19 protein-coding genes are annotated in these 24511 nt (G+C 45.1%); 13 read left to right on the top strand and 6 right to left on the bottom strand.

The genetic code is table 11. The features are described from left to right. Positions 1–1722: a cobaltochelatase CobT-related protein gene (locus OCV56_RS23490; RefSeq protein ID WP_086712809.1), complete on the top strand. Its 1722-nt coding sequence runs from the start codon at positions 1–3 to the stop codon at positions 1720–1722. Between the two features lie 50 nt (positions 1723–1772). On the opposite strand, the gene OCV56_RS23485 is transcribed toward OCV56_RS23490, so the two are convergent. Continuing rightward, positions 1773–2540: a sulfite exporter TauE/SafE family protein gene (locus OCV56_RS23485; RefSeq protein ID WP_086712808.1), complete on the bottom strand. Its 768-nt coding sequence runs from the start codon at positions 2538–2540 to the stop codon at positions 1773–1775. 57 nt (positions 2541–2597) lie between these two features. Further along, entirely contained in the window at positions 2598–3716 is a 1119-nt protein-coding gene (gene pta, locus OCV56_RS23480) for a phosphate acetyltransferase (RefSeq protein ID WP_086712807.1), read from the bottom strand. Positions 3717–3870: 154 nt separating this feature from the next. Between pta and OCV56_RS23475 the strand changes: the two genes are divergently transcribed. Beyond that, a complete protein-coding gene (locus OCV56_RS23475) occupies positions 3871–4659 on the top strand; it encodes an IclR family transcriptional regulator (RefSeq protein ID WP_086712806.1) in 789 nt (262 codons plus the stop codon). Between the two features lie 94 nt (positions 4660–4753). Further along, positions 4754–6181: an NAD-dependent succinate-semialdehyde dehydrogenase gene (locus OCV56_RS23470; protein WP_086712805.1), complete on the top strand. Its 1428-nt coding sequence runs from the start codon at positions 4754–4756 to the stop codon at positions 6179–6181. 246 nt (positions 6182–6427) lie between these two features. Here the strand turns inward: OCV56_RS23470 and OCV56_RS23465 are convergent, their stop codons facing one another. Together OCV56_RS23465 and OCV56_RS23460 are read right to left on the bottom strand one after the other, a co-directional pair. Further along, positions 6428–8614 carry a malate synthase G gene (locus OCV56_RS23465; RefSeq protein ID WP_086712804.1) on the bottom strand — a complete coding sequence of 729 codons (2187 nt, stop codon included), beginning with the start codon at positions 8612–8614 and terminating at the stop codon, positions 6428–6430. Between the two features lie 117 nt (positions 8615–8731). After that, positions 8732–9685, bottom strand: coding sequence for a LysR family transcriptional regulator (locus OCV56_RS23460; RefSeq protein ID WP_061038005.1), 954 nt, complete (start codon positions 9683–9685; stop codon positions 8732–8734). Positions 9686–9815: 130 nt separating this feature from the next. Here OCV56_RS23460 and OCV56_RS23455 point away from each other — a divergent pair, with 130 nt between their 5' ends. Beyond that, the gene (locus OCV56_RS23455) at positions 9816–11414 is read left to right on the top strand and encodes an isocitrate lyase (protein ID WP_086712803.1); all 1599 of its coding nucleotides are present in this window, start codon (positions 9816–9818) and stop codon (positions 11412–11414) included. A 214-nt stretch (positions 11415–11628) separates the two neighbouring features. Next, positions 11629–12207 carry a hypothetical protein gene (locus tag OCV56_RS23450; RefSeq protein WP_086712802.1) on the top strand — a complete coding sequence of 193 codons (579 nt, stop codon included), beginning with the start codon at positions 11629–11631 and terminating at the stop codon, positions 12205–12207. 95 nt (positions 12208–12302) lie between these two features. On the opposite strand, the gene OCV56_RS23445 is transcribed toward OCV56_RS23450, so the two are convergent. Further along, a complete protein-coding gene (locus OCV56_RS23445; protein WP_086712801.1) occupies positions 12303–12677 on the bottom strand; it encodes a cystatin family protein in 375 nt (124 codons plus the stop codon). A gap of 667 nt (positions 12678–13344) precedes the next feature. Between OCV56_RS23445 and OCV56_RS23440 the strand changes: the two genes are divergently transcribed. Then, entirely contained in the window at positions 13345–14580 is a 1236-nt protein-coding gene (locus tag OCV56_RS23440) for an acyl-homoserine-lactone synthase (protein WP_086712800.1), read from the top strand. Then, the gene (gene luxN / locus OCV56_RS23435; protein ID WP_086712799.1) at positions 14573–17185 is read left to right on the top strand and encodes a quorum-sensing autoinducer 1 sensor kinase/phosphatase LuxN; all 2613 of its coding nucleotides are present in this window, start codon (positions 14573–14575) and stop codon (positions 17183–17185) included. The genes OCV56_RS23440 and luxN overlap by 8 nt, the downstream gene beginning before the upstream one ends. Positions 17186–17273: 88 nt before the next feature. On the opposite strand, the gene OCV56_RS23430 is transcribed toward luxN, so the two are convergent. Beyond that, a complete protein-coding gene (locus OCV56_RS23430; RefSeq protein WP_086712798.1) occupies positions 17274–18575 on the bottom strand; it encodes a serine hydrolase domain-containing protein in 1302 nt (433 codons plus the stop codon). A 104-nt stretch (positions 18576–18679) separates the two neighbouring features. Here OCV56_RS23430 and OCV56_RS23425 point away from each other — a divergent pair, with 104 nt between their 5' ends. The 6 genes from OCV56_RS23425 (at position 18680) to OCV56_RS23400 (ending at position 24331) form a co-directional block, all read left to right on the top strand. Next, entirely contained in the window at positions 18680–19588 is a 909-nt protein-coding gene (locus tag OCV56_RS23425; protein WP_086712797.1) for a LysR family transcriptional regulator, read from the top strand. A 257-nt stretch (positions 19589–19845) separates the two neighbouring features. After that, the gene (locus OCV56_RS23420) at positions 19846–21177 is read left to right on the top strand and encodes an MFS transporter (protein ID WP_086712796.1); all 1332 of its coding nucleotides are present in this window, start codon (positions 19846–19848) and stop codon (positions 21175–21177) included. Between the two features lie 123 nt (positions 21178–21300). Then, positions 21301–22182, top strand: coding sequence for a DMT family transporter (locus OCV56_RS23415; protein WP_086712795.1), 882 nt, complete (start codon positions 21301–21303; stop codon positions 22180–22182). Between the two features lie 215 nt (positions 22183–22397). Then, complete coding sequence (locus OCV56_RS23410; RefSeq protein WP_086712794.1) at positions 22398–22643, top strand: hypothetical protein; 246 nt, start codon at positions 22398–22400, stop codon at positions 22641–22643. A 261-nt stretch (positions 22644–22904) separates the two neighbouring features. Next, positions 22905–23213 carry a DUF3302 domain-containing protein gene (locus OCV56_RS23405; RefSeq protein WP_086712793.1) on the top strand — a complete coding sequence of 103 codons (309 nt, stop codon included), beginning with the start codon at positions 22905–22907 and terminating at the stop codon, positions 23211–23213. After that, positions 23213–24331, top strand: coding sequence for an HlyD family secretion protein (locus OCV56_RS23400; protein ID WP_086712792.1), 1119 nt, complete (start codon positions 23213–23215; stop codon positions 24329–24331). Before OCV56_RS23405 ends, OCV56_RS23400 begins: the two co-directional genes overlap by 1 nt. The last annotated feature ends 180 nt before the right edge of the window (positions 24332–24511 follow it).

The following is a 24511-nucleotide window of genomic DNA, read 5'->3' as shown; positions in this document are numbered from 1 at the left end:
ATGGCCAATGTTTCTTCTCAGCAGAAAAAGATCCTCGACCTTGGTGTGTCTGTCGCTAGAGCGATCAGTGGTGAATTGAACCTGAATTATCGGGGAGAGCGTCTCTATAACGGTAATAGACCCTGCTATTATCAGTCTGCACACACCAACGATCTCACCTTTGTTTCTCGCCATGATTTAACAAACAGCAAGCTCTCAATGCAAGGCAAGATCGATTCATCGGCACTGAGACTATTGTTGTCAGATACTGATCTTCACTATTCATTACGACCAAAAAACGAAGTCGAACGTCTGTTATATGATTTCTGCGAACAAGTACGAATCGAATCGCAAGTTCCGCTTTATCTAAAAGGCGTGATTAAGAGCATTCAGTTCAACTTTACGTATTGGAGCGATCAATATCATCAGAATGGCTTTACCGAATCACGAATCGGCATGTTGCTGTTCACGCTGATGCAGGTCATCCATACTCGGTTAACCGGTGTTCCCGTTTCTGAACCGATTGCTGAAACCATTGAATCAACTCGTGCGGGCATCGTGCCTATTTTCGGAAGCAGTCTGAAGCGCTTGAAGGAACATCGAGCAAACCAACAGCAATTTGCTCACTGCGCCAATGAACTGGCCTTTTTAGCGCAAGAGCTCATCAACCAAGAGCAAGAGAGTAATAGCTCAACCACGCCAACGGTTGAAGAAGACATCAAGATCCTCGCGCAGCTTGCCCTTATCGTTGATGGCGACATTCAAGATGAAGACGTCGATACCGATATCACGGGTAGTAGTAAGGTGTTTGAACTGTCGGGCGCCAATTATCAGGTCTTTAATTCAGAATTTGACCAAGTGGTTGCCGCAGATAAACTCGTCAGGCGCGCCCTGTTACTCGAGCTTAGGCAAAAGCTCACCGATGACATTATGGCGAGACAAGTGAACACCCGCCGTTTAGCCGCTATGCTCACCAGCTTTGTTGCGACGCCCCAAAGGAATCGACGTCAGGATCATTTGGAAGAAGGCATCGTCAACGCCACCACTATCACCAAACTCATCACATCACCGTTGGATCGTGCTGTCTTCTATCAACCTGACATTGGCGCATCTCATCAATGTGCCATCACATTTCTAATGGACTGCTCAGGCTCAATGCAAAAACACAGTCACAAGCTCAGTCTACTGATGGATACGATTCTCAAATCCGTCGGGCTAGCCAACATCCCTTTCGAGATTATCGGCTTCACCACCAACAACTGGAATGGTGGCAAGGTTTATCGACAGTGGCTCAAGCAAGGTCAACCGGAACACCCAGGCCGTTTAAACGAGGTTCGACACATAGTGTTTAAGGATTTTGATACCCATTGGAGGCGCTCTCGTCTTGGCATTGCGAGCCTTCGCAAAGCAGACATCTTTAAAGAAGGGATTGATGGTGAAGCGGTTCAGTTCGCTAGCCAGCGCTTGCAGCAACATAGCGCACAGCGAAAGGTTTTGATTGTGTTCTCAGACGGCTGCCCGATGGATACCGCCACCAGCACAGCCAATGATCAGTTCTATTTGGATAACCACCTCAAACAAGTGATTGAGCGCGAGTCGATCAAAAACAGTATCGAAATTCATGGAGTGGGGATGGGCGTCGATTTAAGCCCGTACTACCGAAGTAACATCACTTTAGATGTGCAGGAGAGCTGCTTATTTGGGTTGTCTAGGAGTATCTTTGAGATGCTAAAGCGTGTTTAAACAGAAAGGCTTAGGCTAGCGAATCACTAGCCTCCTTTGTCGAGAATGGTTTAGGAAGAGCCAAGCAACGACCATGCAGAAACAGCCATCAAATACCCACCAATCAACATCAACACCATAAATACCAACTTCCTGAGTTGGTCATTCGACAACGGCGGCGGAAAGCGCCGAGCAAACATAGTCACAAGCGCCACCAAGGGAACAGCAATAGCAGACAACCACAGTATGCTCGCATCCATGTCACCTGCTGCGTAGACATTGACGGTACGAGACATCGACGTACAAGCGAACACCATCAACAGTGTGCTCCGCACCAGATCGAGCGTAAAAGGCTGTCGATAGAGATGATAAACAATCGGTGGGCCCGCCATCCCAAACAGCCCTCCTGCGAGCCCAGAACTAAAGCCAGACAACAAGAAAGACACGGTTGCCGAGCGGTCTTTTCTGGTTTTTGGTTTGAACATAAAGCTCAGACCTGCGAATAACACCATTGCCCCCAATAACCCTCGCAGGATATGCGTTGCCGACTCAGTCAACTCATCCAGTAAAAACACTCCCAACGACACACCGGGGATAATACCAATCACTAACACCACCAGAATTTTGAGTTCCCCAAGCAGTGGCTTGCCCATCAACGCGACCAAACAATTAAACAAGGTCACGATACTGACCACGGCGGCAATCACGGGCAACGAAACCAGATTAAGGCTGACCGTAAGACCAATCACGATAATGCCGAGTCCAAACCCCGTGACTGTTTGGAAATAGGTACCTACCGCAATGGTGGCAAGAATGGCGAGTAAAACAGGTAACTCCATTAGCAATCCTAATTAGGTGTTTTTACTTAGTATGAGTGCGAGCTTTAAGTGTGAGCCTTAGTATCTAAACTCAAATTCTGATTCTTCTCTTTCTTCAGCTTTTTGATCTTCTGAAGCGTTTTGATCTTCTGGAACTTCTTTAGCATCAGATTCAACATCCGCCGTTGGATTTGCCGTTTTACATTGTTGTGCTTGCACGGCAGTCACCGCGATTACATTGAAGATATCTTCGGCGCTGCACCCTCTGGATAAGTCATTGGCAGGTTGATTCAGCCCTTGCAACAACGGACCAATTGCGACCGCGCCACCTAACCTTTCAGCAAGCTTGTAACCGATATTGCCTGATTCTAAGTTGGGGAATATCAACACGTTTGATTCGCCCTTAACCTCTGAATCGGGCAACTTTTTCGCCGCAATTTCAGTGACAATCGCAGCATCGAGTTGAACGTCCTGATCGACGGCTATTCCGGGACAACGCTGTTTCACTAACTGAGCGGCATTGCGAACCTTATCGACCGATTCGTGTTTAGCACTACCGTTGGTAGAAAATGACAACATTGCCACTTTCGGCTCTTCCATAAGCAACGTTTGAGCACTGTTTGATGCCGCTACCGCAATGGAGGCCAGTTCAGTTTCATTGGGGTTAATCACCAAGCCACAATCACTGAAAATCATGCCGCCTTTAAGATTATGGAAAGGCTCGCACAACATCATCAGAAAGAAGCTCGATACCAATTCACTGTCTGGTGCCGGGCCGATGATCTGCAGCGCAGCTCGCACCACATCTGAAGTGGTATAAACCGCACCGTTTACTGTGCCATCGACCAGCCCTGCTCTCACCATCAAGTTGGAACAAATCAGTGGATCTTTGACCTTCTCCAATGCATCTTCATAAGTCATGCCTTTCGTTTTTCTTAACTCATAGAGCCGTTCAGCCAACACGGCTTTAAGTGCAGATGTTTGTGGTGAAACAATATGAATGCCTGCAAGGTTAATATGATGCAGCTGCGCGGCTTCGATAATCGCCTTTTCATCGCCCACCAGCGTGATATAAGCGAGCTGTTTATCTATCGCTAATCGTGCCGCTTTGAGTACACGAGGGTCTTCAGCTTCACTCAACACCACACGCTTACGATCTAGGTGCGCCTTATCAATAATCCGTTCAATTGCTTTCATTTTAAAATTCCATTTATTGAGATTAATTGTTCCATAATTTATATTTATATAATTGAAATAATAAAAAAGGTCAAATTTTATTCAGATAATTGAAGAATATTGATTTGGTATGTACACTCTTACACATAGACATATCGCAAGGATGAATCACTTTATGCAAACAGAAACACCACAAGTTCAAGGAGATACGCCCACTCTCCGACTTTTTGCACTATTAGAGGTGATAGCGCAAAAAGACGAGTTTATTTCCCTTCAAGGGCTCGTCGAAGAAACCGGATTACCGAAACCTACTCTGCACCGTATGCTGCAACAATTAGAATCCGCAGGCATCATTCAAAGAGACGGTGATGAAAAGCATTACAGCTCTGGCATTCGACTCAGGAAGCTCGCTGAAAACCTTCTGTTCAACAGCACCATGCACAGTGCTAGACGCACGATTCTCGAAAACCTTCGAGCGGAAGTCGGCGAAAGCTGCAACCTAACCGCACTATCGAGCGGTGAGATCATCTACCTTGACCGTGCAGAGACCGAAGCGCCACTTCGCTTCCACCTGCAACCCGGCTCTCGTGTTCCTGTTCACTGCTCTGCGACAGGTAAACTGTTTTTGGCTCACATGTCGAAATCACAGCGCAGAAGACTGATTGAAAACGTGCCACTGACTCAGTACACAGTCAAAACCATCACCGACTACTCTGTGTTAGAGCAAGACATCGAAGAAGCGAAGATCCAAGGCTTTGCGATTGATGACGAAGAGTTTCTGCCGGGTTTGGTGTGTATTGCGGTACTCATTCCATCGCCTACGGGCCAATCCAATCTCGGCTTAGCAATTCAAGCACCTGTGATTCGAGTAAAGCCGGACGAGGCGATCAAGTTCCTACCTGCTCTACAAAAAGCTGCGAAAGCACTGGCGAAGATAGAAGCAGACAACTGGACGCAAGAATAACCTTGGCAGGCTCAAGCGAATCATCAGCACTGCCATAGACATCAACTCAATAACAGCACCAACACGTGTTAAGTAATCATCGAGAAGGAATCACATGCTAGAAATTAATAACCAGCGCTTACTCTCTTTTATGGTGACAGAAGCGAATAACGCGGTTGCCGTGACCAATCCAGCAACGGGTGAGCTTATTGGACATGCGCCTATCTCATCTGAGGCAGAATTGGACAGTGCTATCGAGCGAGCTCATATTGCGCAAAAAGAGTGGGCGAAAATTCCGGCTAAATCTCGCGCTGCGATACTAAAAGCTTGGCATCAACTGCTCATTGAAAACAAGGACGACCTTGCTCACTTAATGACGATTGAACAAGGCAAGCCATTGGCAGAAGCTGCAGGCGAAGTAGTTTATGGTGCAAGCTTTATTGAATGGTTCGCCGAAGAAGCCAAGCGCACTTATGGTGACTCGATTCCAAGTACCGCTGGGGATAAGCGTTTAGTGACAATCAAGCAGCCGATTGGCGTAGCATGTGCCATCACACCGTGGAATTTCCCGATTGCGATGATCACTCGTAAGGCTGCACCTGCTCTAGCGGCTGGGTGTAGTTTTATTGTGAAGCCCTCTGACGAAACGCCACTTTCTGCTTTTGCTGTTGTTGAGCTGGCTTACCAAGCGGGTGTTCCTAAAGATCTGCTTCAAGTGGTATTGGGTGACAGCCCAGAACAAATTGGCGAGCTATTCACATCACACCCATTAATCAAGAAGATCTCTTTTACAGGCTCTACCCGTGTTGGCAGTATCTTGATGGCTCAAGCGGCAAAAGGCATCAAACGTACCTCGATGGAGCTTGGCGGCAATGCTCCGTTTATCGTGTTTGACGATGCGGACATCGATGCTGCAGTTCAAGGCGCAATGGCTTCGAAATTCCGTAATGCAGGCCAAACCTGTGTTTGTGCTAACCGATTCTATATTCATAGCAAAGTACACGATGAGTTTGTGGCTAAATTCGACCAAGCGGTGCAGCAACTCAAAATTGGCAACGGCTTGGACGCGGACGTCAACATTGGCCCTGTGATCAGTGAAAGAGCAAAACAGAACATCCAAGGTTTGATTGATCGCGCCATTGAACAAGGTGCCCAACCTGTCACCCCAACGCAAGAGCTTGCGGGTTTGTTCATTCAGCCTGTCATTCTCAAGGACGTGAAGCACGATATGGACATCGTTCAACAAGAGATCTTTGGCCCTGTCGCCCCGGTTATGAAATTCGACAGCGATGAAGAGCTAATCGAAATGGCTAACGACACTATTTATGGTTTGGCGTCTTACTTCTACAGCCAGAATATCCACCAAGTGTGGAAGGTAGCAGAAGCACTTGAGTACGGTATGGTTGGTATTAACGACGGCATGATCTCAACTGAGGTTGCACCTTTCGGTGGGGTTAAACAGTCAGGCATTGGCCGTGAAGGCGCTAAAGAAGGCATCGATGAGTACATGGATATTAAGTATCTATGTTTCGGTGGCAACTAAGGTTTTGGCGAAAATTAAGCTTCGGTGGGAAATAATATAGCTGCTTTTCACTTCCAATCTCAGATCCAGCATCTAACTAACAGCTAAAAAAAAGCCGCGCTATAAAGCGCGGCACCTTGGGCTCGGTTAAAGGGGGTTTCTTTTTTAGTATTTTTCTTTCTCTGTTTTTATTATTAGATCACTTTTCTATTTCAGTGATTTGGGCTTTTTGTGCTTCCGCTTATCTGCGGCTCAGCACTTTCCGACTCAAGCACTCTGAGCTTTCAGCTTTAGACGCATCGCGTGTAACACTGGCTCGGTATAACCACTCGGCTGAGCACAGCCTTCAAATACCAACTGACACGCTGCTGAAAACGCAATGCTGTTTTCAAAATCAGGCGCCATGTTTTGGTAGCTTGGATCTCCTGCATTTTGCTCATCAACCACTGCTGCCATACGCTTCATGGTTTTCATTACTTGGGCTTCCTCACAAATACCATGACGTAACCAGTTAGCGATGTGTTGGCTTGAAATACGCAGCGTCGCACGGTCTTCCATTAACCCTACATCGTTAATATCAGGCACTTTCGAACAACCTACGCCTTGGTCTATCCAACGAACTACGTAACCAAGAATACCTTGAGTATTGTTGTCCAGTTCATTTTGGATATCTTGAGCAGTAAGCTTTTGGTTGCCTAGCAGCGGGATAGTAAGAATATCGTCAACATTTGCTCTCACACGCTCACGAAGCTCTTTCTGGCGACTAGGAACACTCACCTTGTGATAGTGCAAGGCATGCAGAGTAGCCGCAGTTGGAGAAGGAACCCAAGCGGTATTGGCACCGGCTTGTGGGTGTCCAATTTTCGCGTCCATCATCTTGGCCATGTTATCTGGCTCTGGCCACATACCTTTACCAATCTGGGCTTTACCTTGCAGGCCACAAGCTAAGCCAAGATCAACGTTTTGATCTTCGTATGCGCCAATCCATGTCATGGTTTTCAGCTGTGTTTTAGGAGCAAAAGGACCCGCCTCCATACTGGTGTGGATCTCATCACCCGTTCGGTCTAGGAAACCTGTGTTGATAAATACGACACGGTCTTTGGCTGCGCGAATACACTCTTTCAAGTTCACAGAGGTACGACGCTCTTCGTCCATGATGCCAACTTTGATCGTGAAGCGATCTAAACCTAATGCATCCTCAATGCGACCAAACAGTTCATTGGTGAAAGCCACTTCTTCAGGGCCATGCATCTTAGGTTTAACAATATTGATGCTGTTCGCGGTCGAGTTTTGGTAAGGGCTATTCCCCTTTAAATCGTGCATTGCGATAAGCGAGGTAACCATGCCATCCATGATACCTTCAGGCACTTCATTACCTTCAGCATCAATAATTGCAGGGTTAGTCATTAGGTGGCCCACATTGCGTATGAACAACATGCTGCGACCTTTAAGTGAGATTTCACCCCCCGTCACACTGGTGTATTGACGATCGGGGTTTAGATTACGAACGATGGTTTTGCCGTTTTTCTCTAGCGACTCTTGTAGGTCACCCTTCATTAAGCCTAACCAGTTGCGGTAAGCCAATGCTTTGTCTTCGCCGTCAACGGCAGCGACAGAATCTTCGCAATCCATAATCGTAGTCAGTGCCGATTCCACCAGCACATCTTTAATACCTGCAACATCGACGCTACCGATTGGCGCGCTCGGGTCGATTTGAATTTCGATATGGAGATTATTGTGTTTAAGCAGGATACAAGAAGGCGCGCTTGCGTCTCCTTGGTAACCAATAAACTGGTTGCGATCAATGAGAGTGACTTCTTCGCCATTATCTAGCGTTGCTGTCAGCGTGTTGCCAATGCTCACATTGCTGATGCTGTATTTGGTCACGTCTTTATGAGAAACACCATTCAGCGGCGCGGCGTCATCAAGGAAGCCGCGAGCATAGCTCACTACTTTAGCGCCACGAACAGGGTTAAAGCTTCCACCTTTCTCTGCGCCGTCGCTTTCGCTGATCACATCAGTGCCGTAGAGCGCATCATATAAACTGCCCCAGCGCGCGTTTGCTGCGTTAAGTGCAAAACGTGCATTCATGATAGGTACCACAAGCTGCGGCCCAGCTTGTGTTGCGATTTCAGGCTCTACGCTTGCGGTAGTAACTTGAAAGTCTTCGCCTTCAGGTACTAGGTAGCCGATCTGCTGTAGGAACTGTTTGTACTCTGCAGCATCTAATGTTTGACCAGCACGCTCTTGGTGCCACACATCGATTTGATGTTGAAGATCTTCACGCTTGATAAGCAGTGCACGATTCTTTGGTGCCAGATCTTTAAGGATGGCTGCGAAAGATTGCCAAAAGTCCTCTGCGACTATGCCTGTTCCAGGAATGACCTGCTCATTAATTAATTGGTAGAGGGTGCTATCAATGCTCAAGCTTCCCTGTTGAATACGACTGCTCATAAAATCTCTCTCAAATTAACCGCTGACTACTAAATAAATTTACGTAACTGACGAAAATTTAGCTAATTTATGCCGTTTATATTGGATATTCACAAAAGAAATACCACAAAAACTGTGTTATCCCGTCACACCACTTTCGATTTCATTGGCGACACTTTTGATCAAGCGACGCATCCACTGGTGGTCTGGATTGGTTTGTAACAATGGGCTCCACGCCATCTTTACCTCAAAGGGTTCAATCGCAAATGGGGCTGGTTTGATTAACAAATTAGGGTTGTTGCGCTGCAATTGCGCGGCTTTGGTTGGAATAGTAAGGATAAGGTTTTTCTGCTGAGCGAAGAGAATCGCAGATAGGTAATGTCGGGTAAACACCGTGATATTGCGGGTTTTACCAATGCGCATTAACGCTTCATCTATCCAACCGAGCTTTTGCGCTTCACTTGGGTTGATCCCCACTCCGGTTCCCATCCCCGTCTTACTTACCCAGATATGTTGCGCTTTTAAATAGGACAAAATATCAAAGTTATCGGCTATTGGATTATCACAGCTGAATAGACAAGAAAACCCGTCGTGCCAAAGGCTCATCTGGTGAAAGGACTGTGGGATGTCATCAAAACGGTTGATGATAATATCCACGGTGCCTTGTTCTACATCCTGATAACTCACGTCACTTGGCGTCATTATATCCAGTCGTATTTTCGGCGCTATCTCGCTCAGTTTTTTCAATAGCGGCTGAATAATGGTCGACTCAGCATAGTCACTCGCCATGATACGAAACACGCGCTCACTGTCTTCTGCATTAAACTCTGTGGTCGGCTGTAGTGTCTTTTCTACATTCGCCAAGATGTTGCGGATCAGCGGTTGCAACTTTTGCGCGCGCTCGGTCGGCACCATCCCTTCACTGGTTCTCACCAATAGCGGATCTTCAAACAGATCGCGTAGTCGGCGCAGTCCATTACTCATGGCTGGTTGAGTTATTCCTAATTGATTTGCCGCTCGTGTAACGTTTCTTTCACGTAGCAACATGTCTAAATACACAAGTAAATTAAGGTCTATACGAGCAATATTCATAAGAAAAATACCGAATATAATAACTATAAATTAACAAAATTATCACATGCGTGGTTATTCTTTGTCCATAGCAAAGTTTTAATCCAAGCCAATTTGGCAACCATACCCCACGTGAAACTAAGGAATAGTTATGTCGCAAATTACACAAGATATCGAAATGATAGAAGTTGCAAAAAGCGCTGCAGGTGCTCCATGGGATGCAATCAATGCTGAATCTGCTGCTCGTATGCGAGCTCAAAACAAATTCAAAACAGGTCTAGATATCGCGCAATACACGGCAGATATCATGCGTGCGGATATGGAGGCTTACGACAAAGACAGCTCTCAATACACTCAATCTTTAGGTTGCTGGCATGGTTTTATCGGTCAACAAAAACTGATTTCTATTAAGAAGCACTTTGATGGCAAGACAGATCGCCGCTACCTATACCTTTCAGGTTGGATGGTTGCAGCACTTCGCTCAGACTTTGGTCCACTTCCAGACCAATCAATGCATGAGAAAACATCGGTTGCAGGCCTAGTAGAAGAACTATACACATTCCTGCGCCAAGCTGATGCTCGTGAACTAGGTGGCTTATTCCGTGAACTGGATGCAGCCCGTGAAGCAGGCGATGTAAACCTACAAGATCGTATTCAAGACAAAATTGACAACCACGTAACACATGTAGTGCCAATCATTGCCGATATCGATGCAGGTTTCGGTAACGCAGAAGCGACTTACCTAATGGCTAAACAGATGATTGAAGCGGGCGCATGTTGTCTACAAATTGAAAACCAAGTTGCCGATGAGAAGCAATGTGGTCACCAAGACGGCAAAGTAACGGTTCCACACGCTGACTTCCACGCAAAACTTCGCGCACTTCGTTACGCTTTCCTTGAACTAGGCATCGACAACGGCGTTATTGTTGCTCGTACCGATTCTCAAGGCGCTGGTCTAACAAAAGAAATCGCAGTAGTGAAAGAGCCGGGCGACCAAGGCGATATCTACAACTCATACCTAGATGTTGAAGAGATCGATGTTGCAGATATGGCAGAAGGCGACGTTTGCTTTAACCGTGACGGCAAGCTAGTTCGACCTAAGCGTCTACCTTCAGGCTTATACCAATTCCGCCAAGGTACGGGCGAAGACCGTTGTGTATTCGACTGTATTGAAGCAATCAACGCAGGTGCTGACCTACTTTGGATTGAGACTGAGAAACCACACATCGGCCAAATCAAAGAGATGATGGATGGCGTTCGCGAAGTTCACCCTAACGCGAAACTGGTTTACAACAACTCTCCATCATTCAACTGGACGCTAAACTTCCGTCAACAAGCTTACGATGCATTGGTTGCTGAAGGTAAAGATGTATCAGCTTACGACCGTGCAAACCTAATGAGCGCGGAATACGATGGAACTGAACTGTCTGCAAGTGCTGACGAGAAGATTCGTACATTCCAAGCGGACGCATCTCGTGAAGCGGGTATCTTCCACCACTTGATTACTCTACCTACTTACCACACTGCAGCGCTGTCTACCGACAACCTTGCGAAAGAGTACTTCGGCGACCAAGGCATGTTGGGTTACGTTGCTAATGTTCAACGTAAAGAGATCCGCCAAGGTATCGCATGTGTTAAACACCAAAACATGTCTGGTTCAGACATCGGTGATGACCACAAAGAGTACTTCGCTGGTGAGAATGCACTAAAAGCAGCAGGCGAAGCGAATACGTCTAACCAATTTGATTAATCGCTAAAACTAAAGCCTCCCCCCGCCCTTCTCTCTTACTTAGGTAAGATCCGGGGGAAGGCTTTGAGATAAAGCTTCTACTGCCGGCTTTATCTCAAAGTCTGAGAATTGTGTTCTACACCACGGTCAGCTAAGCAACATCTGTTTAAGCTAACTGTATTCATGTTTTTTGAGATTCCTGTTTGTTAATGTTTCTTTTTGATTGAGAGTGCCTATGACTTCAATACCTAAACACCTACAAGATGCAAAAACGCTGCTATCAGAAAATGGTTTCGCAACGGGTGATACTTGGTATCACGGCACATCTTCAGCCTTGCTTGCTTCAATTAAAGGGCAAGGCCTGAAACGTTCTGGAGACAAAGCACTCAATGAGGCCGCTTCAAAAACCATGGCAACGATTGGCAATAACTACACCGAGTCGGTTGAACCAGTATTCCTGACTCAGAGTAAAGAGCTGGCGTATTACTGGGCGCAACAAACCGTTCGTGAGCGCAGTGTTCGTTTCGAAGGAGAAGAACAGCCTATCGTATTAGCGGTAAACCTATTTGAAAAGCAACGTGCCAAAGTAAGACCGGACGTGGGAGCAATGAGCTTGTTGATGATGAGTGTTGGCGAACAGTTCATGGTTCACATGGCTAAGGTTTATCAAGAGAACAACATAGCAGGCCCTGACATTGAACTTCGCACTGCTGATCGTATGGATTACTTAAACAAGCTGGGAATGGCCTATATTGATGAAGACATCAGCCGCGCTTGTATACAAGAGTTAGCTGAACCCGAACTGGCCGATTAAAACGTTCTATAAATCTATCTTCTTAAAAACAAAAATGGCTCCCGATACGGAGCCATTTTTCATTTGCTGTCTAACAAGTTACAGACGCCTCTAAACTATGAACACAAACGGCCTTTCTGTGCAGGCTGCGTCATTTCGATGTCACCTTGTAGAGAGCGATAGACGATGGTATTCCACACTTCACCATTATCCATTTCAAACTCAATAGCGTAATTCAAACCCGCGACAACCTGAGTTCGAACACTCAAGATCTGCTTGAGCCCAGCTGAAGTGTTCATTTGGGCAAGAACCACGTCTAAAGCTTGCTTAGCTTCTGGTGTTATATCGCTTTGCGACCAACCACCAGTCAGATCTTTTGTGCTACAGATAGGGTTCGTATTCTCTTGCGGTTGAGTTGGAACCTCAGATTTTTGACTACACCCTGCTAGCGCCGCAACACTAAACAAGCTTACCAATAGTACTTTCTTCATAAATTCTCTCTACCTCAATCATTCACGAGGGATTACTCGCCATAATGTTTCATATGCAGGCAAGCTTAAACCTCGAATGTCATCACTTCATCAGAGATTATGGTGTAACTACTCTATAAACACAGAAGATTGTCAGAAAAACAAAGCCGGACACTAATGCCCTGCTTTTACTCCTCTGATATTTAAATCGTTAAAATGATAGCGATGTAATAAGCGAGTATAAGACAAATACAACCAATCATTTAACCAAATGCTTTGAGTTACTGATATTCCCCCTCATGATTAATAAGATGGGCTCACCTTGATATGGATTATGATGTTGGTTCAAAAAATAGATATTTAAGATTATTTTATAAACTCAAAAGTTTATGCTCGGCTTGATCATGTCTGGTTTAAAAACGTCAATTCAACCTACAAGCTGTTGATAATATTATATTTTATTCATCCTTGATTTCATTCAGATATGGTAAATCTTTATTGTTAAGAGTGAGCGCAAGTAGTAAAATCTCGCCCGATTATGCAACTTACCTCGCACACTATAGACACAAGTAAAGTTACGATTAGCTCGCTCAAAGTAACCTAACTTCAAATACATACCTAAAATCAGTGTCCTGTAGATAGTGCAGAGCGAATAAAAATAATTATATAAACCTAGGCTAGGTTAAACATGAAATTAATGTCGTCTTTAGGCTCACTGTTGGCTAGCAGTCTGTCTATCGAAATAAAACAGCGAGCGCTGATAGAGCTCGTCATCAACACTTATCAGTCACAAGAGCGCACTGAGCTTTTCCAAAACGTGACTGAATATCGTAGAAGCCAATTAGAATTACTTTTCCCTGAGCATCAAAACAAAAGCTATTCGGTACTGTTTGAATTAATGGACTATCGAGATCTGATTCAACGCTATCCAAATGCATTATCAGCAGAGATCGTGCGCCTTGAGGAAGCGGTAGGACAGTGCTATATGCATTGGTTAGATTTTTGGTGTGAGTGCGAAATTGCTGCGATAAAAGCAAAATCACCATTAAATTCAGGCCCTCTTTATCATGTCGACCTCCCCATCAATGACAGTGCTTATTATGGTGCGATCATTGAGCAGATCGAGCATGACCCACTTTTGGTACAAACACCGAGTCACCCACAAGGAATGCCAATCTGCGATGCCATTGCTTTAAGCAATCTTGAGGTATTCATCAAGGGTGAGAAATGGTTTGAGATGTTGCCTTTATTGCACCTTTCTCAGGCAGGTAAGCATTTTATTTTGCTCAAACATCCTGTCAACGAAGCAACTCCGACGCTGGTTTCCTCCGCGCTGATTCAAGACTGGTCCAAGAATGATACTTGGCTAAGTTACGCACCGCCGTTCAGCAATGAGCAATGGCAATACTGTTTACCCAATTACGGCTATGATGAACTAGCGAAGCTACAACTTCTCACACCGCCTACATTGCCAAAGTGTTACTCTCTCCCAGAATTTGACCAACAATTCCAGCTACAATTGTCTGCTAAACACGCTCTGTGTGAAGTGTTGCGTCTGACAGTCAGTGGCAATACCCAACAAAAGCTCTATTTCCTCTACCTTGCTCAAAAAGAGCTGATGAGTGTATTACATCAAATAGGCTATAAGATCGGCTTCACTATCATTGAGCAACCTTTCATGCTTCAGTTTTATCAAACCATTAATGCCCATGCGTACTTCCACTCTGGGTATTGCGAATTAAATGGTGATGGCACAACAATTTATCGTGGTTTTTGGAATTTTGAGATGATGGTAGAAGCATTCAATGATGTCGATTTTCGGAACTACAAACGTGCGGTACGTGAAAGCAGAAAGCTAGGTTCATCAGAAAAACTAAGTTCGGTAGAAAAACCAAGTTCGCTAAGAAAGGATGAACATGTTTGATTTCGGCCTCGAGGCGATCATTTATGCAAAAGCAATCACACTACTTGCAACCGTGGCTGTGGTTGTTATGTGGTTGTTCTATTACTGCTATCGCTTGAAACACAAGAACGAAGTGATCGCGGGGACACACCATGCCCCTTACATCGCGTATTCGATCTGCATTGTTGCGTGGATCAGCAGCAACGCTTATTTCCATACCGATTTATTACCGGAACTTGGGGCCTCCGCCGCCGTGTTCGCGGCAAAGTTTGCCAACCTCGCCTCTTTCTTTGCGTTTGCCTTTGCCTATTACTTCTCGTGTAAGCTCGCAGCCGAACAACGTAATGGGAAGGTTCATGCATGGCAAAAAGCCATTTTCGTCACCCTAACCGTCTACTCCTTCTTTATCAATTTAAGTCCGGGGTTAACCGTTGAGCATGTCACCATCGCTGGTCCAAGCCTGTTCGTGATTGAGTTTGGCCCACACACGCCGTATTTCTTCATTGGGATGATAAGCTTTGTTATCCTGACACTAATCAACCTGGTGGCCATGCGTGCCAACAGCAGCAAGCTTACCTTAGCCAAAACCAACTACATGATCGCAGGCATTTTAGTCTTCATGCTATCTACTGCGACAATCCACCTAGGCATGACCTACTTCTTGCGCGATTTCTCGCTCACTTGGTTGCCACCAGCCTTGTCGATCAGTGAAATGTTGTTCGTTGGCTATGCCCTACTGACCTCGCGCTTTTACAGCGTCAAGTACCTTGCGTACATGAGCCTAAATGCGCTGTTGGTATGCGCTATTTTAGTTGTTCCTTTTGGTGCGATATTTATTCCGCTGACAGACGATAGTCAATGGCTCGTTGCTATCCCAATCTGTGCGATTATCGGCATCACTTGGCATGTTCTCTACAAGCGAGTAAGCCACTACGCTTCCTTCTTTGTTTACGGAAACAAGAAGACGCCAGTACAACAAATCCTATCGCTAGAAGACGATTTCAAGCTGTCGATTGATGATGCAATGCGTCGATTAGGTAGCCTACTACAAATTCCAGAAGACAAGCTGCGTCTGGTGAACAGCAACTACAACGAAACCTTCTACGAAGATTATCTGTCTACCAACAAGTCTGTATTAGTATTTGACGAACTGTCCCAAGAGCTTGATTACACCGCACCATCCAAGCGCTCAATAAAAGCCCTTTATGACAAAATGAGTTCAAACGACACCGCCTTGGTGATGCCTTTGTTTGGTCAGGGTAAATCGGTGACGCACTTATTGGTGTCGTCACACAAGAGCAACGATCAGATGTTTTCTAACGAAGAGATCTCCGCCCTGCAAACCTTGTTAACTCGAGTACAAAGCACCATCGAAGCTGATAGACGTATCCGTCAAAGTCGCGCCCTTGCTAACTCTATCGCCCATGAAATGCGTAACCCATTGGCTCAAGTACAACTGCATTTTGAGGTGTTAAAACAGCACATTGACAATCAAGTACCTGCTAAGCAAATCTTGCTTGAAATTGAAAATGGTCAAGCAGCGATTCAACGCGGACGACAGCTGATTGATATCATTCTGCGCGAAGTCAGTGACAGTACGCCTGAGCATGGTCCAGTTACGATGACCTCTATCCATAAAGCCGTGGATCAAGCCGTAAGCCACTATGGTTTCGAGAATGAAAAGATTATTGAACGCATTCGTTTACCACAACACGCTGATTTTGTAGCAAAGCTGAATGAAACCTTATTCAACTTCGTCATTTTCAACCTGATACGCAATGCAATCTATTACTTTGATTCTTACCCAGAAAGCCAAATTGAGATCAGCTCCAATGCAGGGTCTTACGAGAACGTTCTAATATTCCGAGATACCGGCCCCGGCATAGACGAAGCCATTACGCATAAGATCTTTGATGACTTTTTCTCTTACCAAAAAAGCGGTGGTAGCGGCCTTGGGCTCGGCTATTGCCAACGTGTGATGCGTTCATTTGGCGGCCGAGTAGAATGCCACTCTAAAGTTGGGGAGTTTACCGAGTTCCACCTGTACTTCCCTGTGGTACCAAATGCCCCAAAAGCAGACGCACTTCGTACGCCTTACTTCAATGATTGGAAACACAACCAAACCGCAACTGAAAACAAAACCAACCCAGCAGCTAAGCCAGATAACCAAGCGGAAACACAAAGTTCAGAACCGATAAGTACGCTAGCTCCAGAGAACCACTTGGCTCCAACTGTACTCATCGTCGACGATAAAGAAGTGCAACGTACACTTGTTCAGATGTACTTAAGTCGACTTGGCGTCAATAGCTTACAAGCTAAAAATGGTGAGAATGCTGTCGAGCTGTTCAAAACACACAAGGTCGATTTGATCTTAATGGACGTACAAATGCCGATAATGAACGGTTTTGACGCCAGCCAAATTATCAAAGCACGCTCTCCTAAAACGCCAATCATTGCTCTGTCTGGCGAATCAGGACAACACGAGTTAGATATGATCAGCAAGTTGATGGATGGTCGTCTAGAAAAACCAACCTCTTTGAATGCACTGCAACATGTACTCGATAACTGGCTTGAAAAAGGCTGCGGTACGTCGAACGTTACCAAAGAAGCCGAAAGTGAAGAGTAGATGGCTAATGGCTAACACGTTAATCAACGACTGATAAAAAATCCCCTCAAGAAAGGTTCTTGAGGGGATTTTCATTTAGACCTTATCACTATAACGACTTAGCCAACGACTCAAAAGCTTCCACTCTCACTTTTGATTCTTCTCGCGCTGCATTCGAAGCGCTTTCTGCTGAAGAGAAGGTTGCGATAACGACATTCTTGTCTTGGTTGATATACAAGAACTGACCAAACACCCCACGATATGTCGCAATATTTTTGTCTGAATCGTGCACCCAAAGGAAGTTTTTGTAACCTTCTAAGTGCGAGTCAAAAACTTGAGCCTCAGTATCTTTGTAGATACTGTTCATCATGTGTCGATTTTCTTCTGGCGTAATATTGAAGCTATCTTTGACCCACTTTTCAGAGAAGACTTGTTGCCCGTTGTACTCACCATTGTTGACCATCGCCAACCCAACACGAGCAAAATCTCTTAGCGTAGTATTGAAACCGCCGGTTGCGACTGGGTTATAGTTCATGTCCGTTATGAAGAAGGCATCATGCTCTGTACCCAGTTTGCTCCAGATATTATCTGCAATGAACTGGTCAAGTGTTTGACCTGATACACGAGCGATAACCCACCCTACCACATCAACGTTTGGGCTATGGTACTCAAACTTATCGTTCACCTCTAAGTTGTCGTTATGTTCAAACATCGCTGAGAAGCTCAGTAAATCACGCGGCTTATCTGTCTTTGTTGGATCCAATGCCAGCAAGTCATACGCTGGAATAAACCCTAATCGGCGGAAGTACTCAAAATGCACATCACCCGGAGCCATGTTTACATAGTCTTCGCTGTAATCAATCGCCGAAGTCATGTTCAGTAAAGTTCGTAGAGTCTGCTCACCAAAGTGTGTCCCTTTAAGCTCTTCAATGTATGTGCTGACCTTTTTCTCAACATCAACCTTACCTTGCTCAACCAACAAACCTAAAGCTTGTCCAACCAAAGACTTGGTACTTGAAGCCCACAGGTGGTGATCTCTCGCAGTGAAGTCACCAAAGTACTCTTCATGCAGTATCTTTCCGTCTTGAATAATAATGTATCCATCGGTGTGATCATTAATCATGGCATCACGAAATGTCAGTTCTTCTCCAGCATAAGTAAATTTGTGTTGAGCGACTTCCGCATTCAATGCTTGTGGGATCTCGTTGATTGCACCATTTCTAGGAACCATGGCCGTTGGATGGATTCCCATGTTCTGGAAAGCCCATTTATTAAATGGTGCATGCGTCCAGTTTTCCAGTGTGACTTGCGCATTCGCTTTTGCTGGCACTGTAGACATAGGCTTGATATCCGCCAAAGCGGTTGACGAAAATAGGCCCGCAGTGACCAATGAAATAATCGACTTTCTCATCTGAAATCTCCGTTAACAATCTTGTGTATACGGATGTAGAGTACTTTGCTAAGTTCAAACATATAAATCCAGAATGTACGCTCAAACAGTACAAAGGTAATCAAATGATGATTTCGAATGAACAGGTGGCATGCTTCACCAGTGTCTATGAGCTTCAAAGCTACAGTGCTGCGAGCAAAAGATTGAATAAGGCTCGTTCTACCGTGCGAGAGAGAATCAACGCGTTAGAAGATTTGATGGGAATGGAGCTGTTTTGTATTGAAGGAAAAAAGGCGATTGCTACAGACATCGCTCATCGTTTGTACCCAAGAGCACGGTTACTGGCGAGACAATCATTAGAGTTCGAAAACATAGCCTTATCTGCTTACAAAGGCGAGCTCAACAACATTACCGTTTATCACGACAGCTCGATCCCTTGTCAGCTGTTACTTAGCATTGAGTCTGAGATCAAGTCTCTTCACCCTCACATGCTTATCAACTGGCTGCAAAGAGATAGAAACCACTGTTTACAGCAGATAGAAGACGGAGATGCACTGTTTGCCATTATGCCGGGGATGGGTAACTTACACCCGAATGCGGGTATCGGTAATATCAACCTCGGATCTTTTCAGCTGAGCCTCTTTACTTCCGTACACTCTAGTATTCCCAACCGATCGATTTCGATCGCTGAACTGGCCACCTTTCGTCAATTAATCACAGAGAATGACATTGCTAACGAGCTTAGACACACCAAGATCAGTAGCGAGTTTGAAGTGGTCACATCACAAAGCCTACTCATTGAAAAGTTAAAGCAAGACGGGTGGGTTGTGTGTCCTCGGGAAAACCTAACCCAATACATAAAAAGTGGTGAGGTACGTGAAATCGAGCTCCAAGAAGCGCCAAATATGATTCAGCAAGATTGCATTATGTTTTACAACTTATCGTCTAAAGCGTCCGAACAAGAATCGAAAATCATCGAAGCGGTCGCTAATGTGGTTAAAAACCAAGCACTCCATAAAACGCAATCATTCTAATAGCTGTTCGACAAGCCAAGCTCAAAACGACACGTTGAGCAACTCAGCATTAGAGCACCTCTTTATGATCTCGTTTAACCATTGTTTAAGCAGGTGTCGCCAAGCTTGGTTTGAATTCGAAAAGGAAAATGTTAGACCCCGCGCCAGTTCAATGCACTCTTACTACGTCAGACATTGATCATTTTTCAACAATTTCATGATTTAAAAGGAGAAAAGAGTTATACATAATAATGTGTTATTAAATCGACTAATTCATCATGACGCTCAAAGAAATCCTTAAAATTCCCAATGTCCGCTACTTCCTAATGTTTCGAAGCTGCTACTTTGCGCGTTTTTATTACCCAGTATTCACTCTACTCTACTTAGATTACGGCCTAACCCTTTCGCAATTTGCCATGCTTAACGTAGTGTGGGCAGCAACCATCGTACTTGCCGAAGTCCCATCTGGAGCATTTGCCGACACCTTGGGCCGTAAGAAGCTAGTGGTACTATCTTCCCTTGTGATGTTTGTTGAAATCGCCATGATCGCTTTAGTGCCGACCGAAAACCCGAACTTAGTGTTCATGGTCTTTTTGGTCAACCGGATACTCAGCGGGTTAGCCATGGCATTAGCAAGCGGTGCTGATGAAGCACTGGCATACGATACCTTAAAAGAACAAGGCAATGAGGACCTGTGGCCTCGTGTGTTGCAGATCCAGCTTCGTATCGCCTCAAGCGTCGGCATCTTTGTCACCTTAATTGGTGCTGCAATGTACGACGTAAACTTCATGACAAACATTTTCCATGCGCTAGGGTTAACCGCGCCAGAAAGCACCAAAGACCTGATGCGTATTCCTGTATTCGCCACTTTATTGGTTGCACTACTCGCGATTTATGCTGCGGTAAACATGCGTGAAGAAAAGAAAGTGATGCCAACTGGTCAAACTAAATTAGCCACAACCATGGCCAGCCTTAAGCTCACTGCTGACACAGGTAAGTGGGTACTCGCTACGCCCTACGTGCTTTTCATACTGCTCTACTACAGCCTATTTGAACACACCTCTCGCATGTTCCTCACCATGAACAGCCAATACTATCTTGCCATCGATATTCCGATTATTTACTTCGGTTTTATTGGTGCAGGAATCAGTCTATTAAAAATCATTTTAGCGGGCCAAAGCCGTAGACTGGCAGAAAGTATCGAGCCGAAAACCTTTATTATCGTCATGGGCTTAACAAGTATCGCTACCTATTATTGGATCAGTTTGGGCTGGTCAATCTATGGGGTAATTCCTGCATTGGTACTGATCTTTATCATTATGACGATGAACATTTTCATAAGCTACCACTTAAACAAAAAAACCGAGTCTCACAACCGAGCCACGGTTCTTAGCTTCAAAGGTTTGATGTTTAACCTCGGATATGGGCTGATCGGTATTTTGTATGCTTACTACTACAAATTGGTTTCTAACAATTACTCCGAGCAAGAGATAGAGCAAAACCTCGCTTTCTTGGCGTCGCTATCTTCGTTCTGCTATTACTTCGCCTTTCTGTTCGTATTAATCAGCGGGTGGTTCTACTTCAATAACAAAAAAACACCAATCTTTTAAATTTCAGTGCCATATCAAATCAGGGCAAAGGTGAAGTTCTGTTCATAAAAAGACCGCTTCCACTGCTCAGCAGGTAATTTTTTGTTAACATAATCATTAAATTACCTCACACACGGAAGCGTCATGTCTTTTAGTTGGATCGCCTTTACCCTGCTTGCTGCCTTCAGCCAATCTTGGCGTAATGCCTTTCAAAGCAAATTGAGTGGCACCATGAGCGTGGCTGGTGTGACGCTGGCAAGATTTATCTGGGCAGGTCCGATCGCCCTGCTCTACCTCTACGCTTTGTATCAATGGCAGCCAGTATCCGCGCCGAACTTTTCCGGTGAGTTTGTTTTCTATGTCGTTGCAGCCGCAATCATGCAGATCCTCGCGACCGGCTTGATGGTGATACTATTCAAGCTTGAAAACTACGCCATAGGTGCAGGGCTTGCCAAATGTGAAGCTCCTGTTTCTGCTGTGCTTTCCGTGTTGTTTTTTGGCACAGTGTTGACCGTTACAGGCTGGATCGGCGTATTAATCGGCACATTGGGCGTGCTCATCATGAGTAGCGCTTCGGGCTGGCGAAGCGTCTCTCCTAAAGTGTTTTGCTTGGGCATGGCGTGTAGCACCGCCTTTGCACTAACCTCGCTTTGGGTACGTGAAGCGAGCTTAAGTATTGGACTTCCTTTCCCTCATAGCGCTGCTTGGGTGTTATTTTTGGTCATCAGCCTGCAGACATTAATTATCTGCACTTTTCTCCTGATTAAGGAGCCCGATACATTGCGCCTGATATTCAAAAAATCAAAACTGGTTGTGATGACAAGTTTAGCGAGTGTAATTGGTTCTCTTGGCTGGTTTAGCGCGATGTCTCTTCAAGCCGTGCCATACGTGAAAACATTAGGGCAAGTCGAAGTGGTCTTTATGGTATTAATCTCTTACTTCTGGTTAGGGCAGAGCATTGCGCGCAAAGACATTCTTGCACTGATATTACTTTCCGTCGCTGCAGTCCTAGTTATGTGGCAATAAAGGGGTATGTGGCAATAAAAGGCCATGTAGTAATACCGTGCAACGTGGTAAAAAATAGCAACGTACCAGTAACCAGCTCAGTTACCCTCTCAAAATTTTCACACCGTCTAAAAATTAGACGGTGGCGTAAAATGATAAGAACCACTTCCACATAGTTTCTATAGTGCACGTATCAGCTATTTGTAATCTCCACTTACCCGATAGGATACAGCCAAATGAAAACACTCGCTCAAATCGCACTAACAACAATCGTACTTACAACCTCACTAATGGCATTCGCTGAACCCGCGACGACGAACGAAGCCCAATCAGAAGCGTCGACCATAACAGTGAAGCATAAAGCAATGACCGTGACGCTAACAGATAAGCATTTTACGTCTGCAGACGAAGCTGAAACTGCCGATAATCAAAAGCTCACACAAAATCACGATGCTGACTCAGAATCACAGCCTGCGATATAGCAATAGCACCAGTAGAGACTAATCACGGGTTTGGTCATCATTGACAACGGACATAAGTGGTTTTGCGATGCGTTGATTTCCGCTACCCAACCCCTCATTTAAGCAAAGCCCCCTCTCCAATTAAGCCAAACCTCACTCTCGATTAAGTAATACTTAAATGTCATTTAACCTTTACCCTATCGATTGGGTAAGGGTTAGCTTTTATGCTCTCTGATACTGCTGAAATTAATGGTCGATTTCATCCGTAATAGAGAGAACATTATGAACCTTACTTTAGATTACTTATCTTTGGGTATTCTGATCCTCGTACTACTGATCCTAGTGTACGGACTCATTGTTATTCACGATATTCCTTATGAAATTGCTGTAAAACGCAATCACCCCCATCAAGATGCCATCCACGTAGCCGGCTGGGTCAGCCTCTTTTTCTTACACGTAATGTGGCCACTACTTTGGGTGTGGGCCATGTTGAGTGAGCCTTTGAGAGCAACGACTACAGAACAATCAAAGCTCGATGAGCTAGAAAAACGTATCGATGCGCTGCAAGCAAAAAGCGAGGGGGAACAGTAATGGAAACGTTGATAATTTTAAGCTACGTAGCGCTGTGTGTGATTGTATTTCGTGTATTTAAGCTGCCTAAAAACAAATGGACAATTACAACCGCGACTGTCATCGGGGCTTTCTTAGTAGGTTGGATATTCTTGTACATGGCGATGTATCAGCCAGTAGCAAGAGTCGCTGGTGTATATAGTGTTACCACCCCAATCACATCAGAAGTTTCGGGTGAAGTCACCGATGTTTTTGTGCAAGGCAATGCTGCTTTGAAGAAAGGTACCCCTTTATACCAAATCGATCCGGCCCCATTCCAAGCAAGTGTAGACAGAGCCAAAGCGGAAGTGACCGCGACAAAGGCCGCCATTGATGAACTGCTTCTATCAAAACAAAACATCCGCGAATCAATCAAGAAAACACAAGCTCAACTTGTCTTCAATGAAAAGGAATTGAGTCGTTTTATCGAGCTGTCAAAAAGTGATTTCGCCTCTCAAACAAAAGTAGACAAATTTACTGACTCCATAGCTGAGCTCAAAGCCGTTCAGGCACAAAACCACATTCAATTAAATGTCGCTGACTCAAAGATTGCACAGCAATTGGCCGCAAAAAAGGTTCACCTTGCCGAGCTCGAGAAAGCTCAGTTCAACCTCAATAAAACACTGGTTGTTGCACCGACAGATGGCTATGTCACACAGGTAGCGTTGCACCCAGGTATGAAAAGCCGTGTCGTCCCTTTCCAAGGAAACCTAACCTTTGTGCATGACGAATCTAAAACCATCGTCGCAGCATTCAAACAAAACCCAGCGCGTTATATCAAACCCGGCTACGAAGCAGAAGTGACCTTCAAAACCATTCCCGGCCATGCTTACCGAGCAAAAGTCATCGATGTATTGGACATCTTCAAACAAGGTGCCGTCACACCATCGGGTAATTTAAATGATCCTCTTCAGAGAGTCGGTGGTCGCGTATTAGTGAAAGTGGAGCTTGTTCAGCCTGAACTATTGGACGGCCAACCTATCCCTGCAGGTACAGACGCGCATGTCGCCGTGTATTCACCGAAATGGGAAATGTTCTCTATCGTACGCAAAGTGATTCTACGCATGCAAAGTTGGCAAAACTGGGTTTTTGAAGGTTAACAATTAGCGTCAAAGCAATAACCGCGAATTTAATGCTATTGAATTCAAGCCAGTAAAGATAACTAGAATGAACTCAACGCATATCACAAATACAACCATAAAGAGCGTGCTTGTCGCGCTCGTATTGTTTGATGTAAACATAGAGGTCAGTGTAAAAAGGAAAGCTTAAGTTACTTGGTT

Source organism: Vibrio gigantis (assembly GCF_024347515.1).
GTDB lineage: Bacteria > Pseudomonadota > Gammaproteobacteria > Enterobacterales > Vibrionaceae > Vibrio > Vibrio gigantis.
Note: the sequence above shows the minus strand (reverse complement) of the source record. Positions and strands in the feature narration are given on the sequence as shown.

Bases quoted from the DNA above. Each gene is read 5' to 3' on its own strand.
- OCV56_RS23400 (WP_086712792.1), top strand. From the start codon at position 23,213: ATGGAAACGTTGATAATTTTAAGCTACGTAGCGCTGTGTGTGATTGTA.
- OCV56_RS23420 (WP_086712796.1), top strand. From the start codon at position 19,846: ATGACGCTCAAAGAAATCCTTAAAATTCCCAATGTCCGCTACTTCCTA.
- OCV56_RS23470 (WP_086712805.1), top strand. From the start codon at position 4,754: ATGCTAGAAATTAATAACCAGCGCTTACTCTCTTTTATGGTGACAGAA.
- OCV56_RS23430 (WP_086712798.1), bottom strand. From the start codon at position 18,575: ATGAGAAAGTCGATTATTTCATTGGTCACTGCGGGCCTATTTTCGTCA.
- pta (WP_086712807.1), bottom strand. From the start codon at position 3,716: ATGAAAGCAATTGAACGGATTATTGATAAGGCGCACCTAGATCGTAAG.
- OCV56_RS23410 (WP_086712794.1), top strand. From the start codon at position 22,398: ATGAAAACACTCGCTCAAATCGCACTAACAACAATCGTACTTACAACC.
- OCV56_RS23460 (WP_061038005.1), bottom strand. From the start codon at position 9,685: ATGAATATTGCTCGTATAGACCTTAATTTACTTGTGTATTTAGACATG.
- OCV56_RS23405 (WP_086712793.1), top strand. From the start codon at position 22,905: ATGAACCTTACTTTAGATTACTTATCTTTGGGTATTCTGATCCTCGTA.
- OCV56_RS23415 (WP_086712795.1), top strand. From the start codon at position 21,301: ATGTCTTTTAGTTGGATCGCCTTTACCCTGCTTGCTGCCTTCAGCCAA.
- OCV56_RS23425 (WP_086712797.1), top strand. From the start codon at position 18,680: ATGATGATTTCGAATGAACAGGTGGCATGCTTCACCAGTGTCTATGAG.
- OCV56_RS23485 (WP_086712808.1), bottom strand. From the start codon at position 2,540: ATGGAGTTACCTGTTTTACTCGCCATTCTTGCCACCATTGCGGTAGGT.
- OCV56_RS23450 (WP_086712802.1), top strand. From the start codon at position 11,629: ATGACTTCAATACCTAAACACCTACAAGATGCAAAAACGCTGCTATCA.
- OCV56_RS23490 (WP_086712809.1), top strand. From the start codon at position 1: ATGGCCAATGTTTCTTCTCAGCAGAAAAAGATCCTCGACCTTGGTGTG.
- OCV56_RS23475 (WP_086712806.1), top strand. From the start codon at position 3,871: ATGCAAACAGAAACACCACAAGTTCAAGGAGATACGCCCACTCTCCGA.
- OCV56_RS23445 (WP_086712801.1), bottom strand. From the start codon at position 12,677: ATGAAGAAAGTACTATTGGTAAGCTTGTTTAGTGTTGCGGCGCTAGCA.
- OCV56_RS23465 (WP_086712804.1), bottom strand. From the start codon at position 8,614: ATGAGCAGTCGTATTCAACAGGGAAGCTTGAGCATTGATAGCACCCTC.
- OCV56_RS23440 (WP_086712800.1), top strand. From the start codon at position 13,345: ATGAAATTAATGTCGTCTTTAGGCTCACTGTTGGCTAGCAGTCTGTCT.
- luxN (WP_086712799.1), top strand. From the start codon at position 14,573: ATGTTTGATTTCGGCCTCGAGGCGATCATTTATGCAAAAGCAATCACA.
- OCV56_RS23455 (WP_086712803.1), top strand. From the start codon at position 9,816: ATGTCGCAAATTACACAAGATATCGAAATGATAGAAGTTGCAAAAAGC.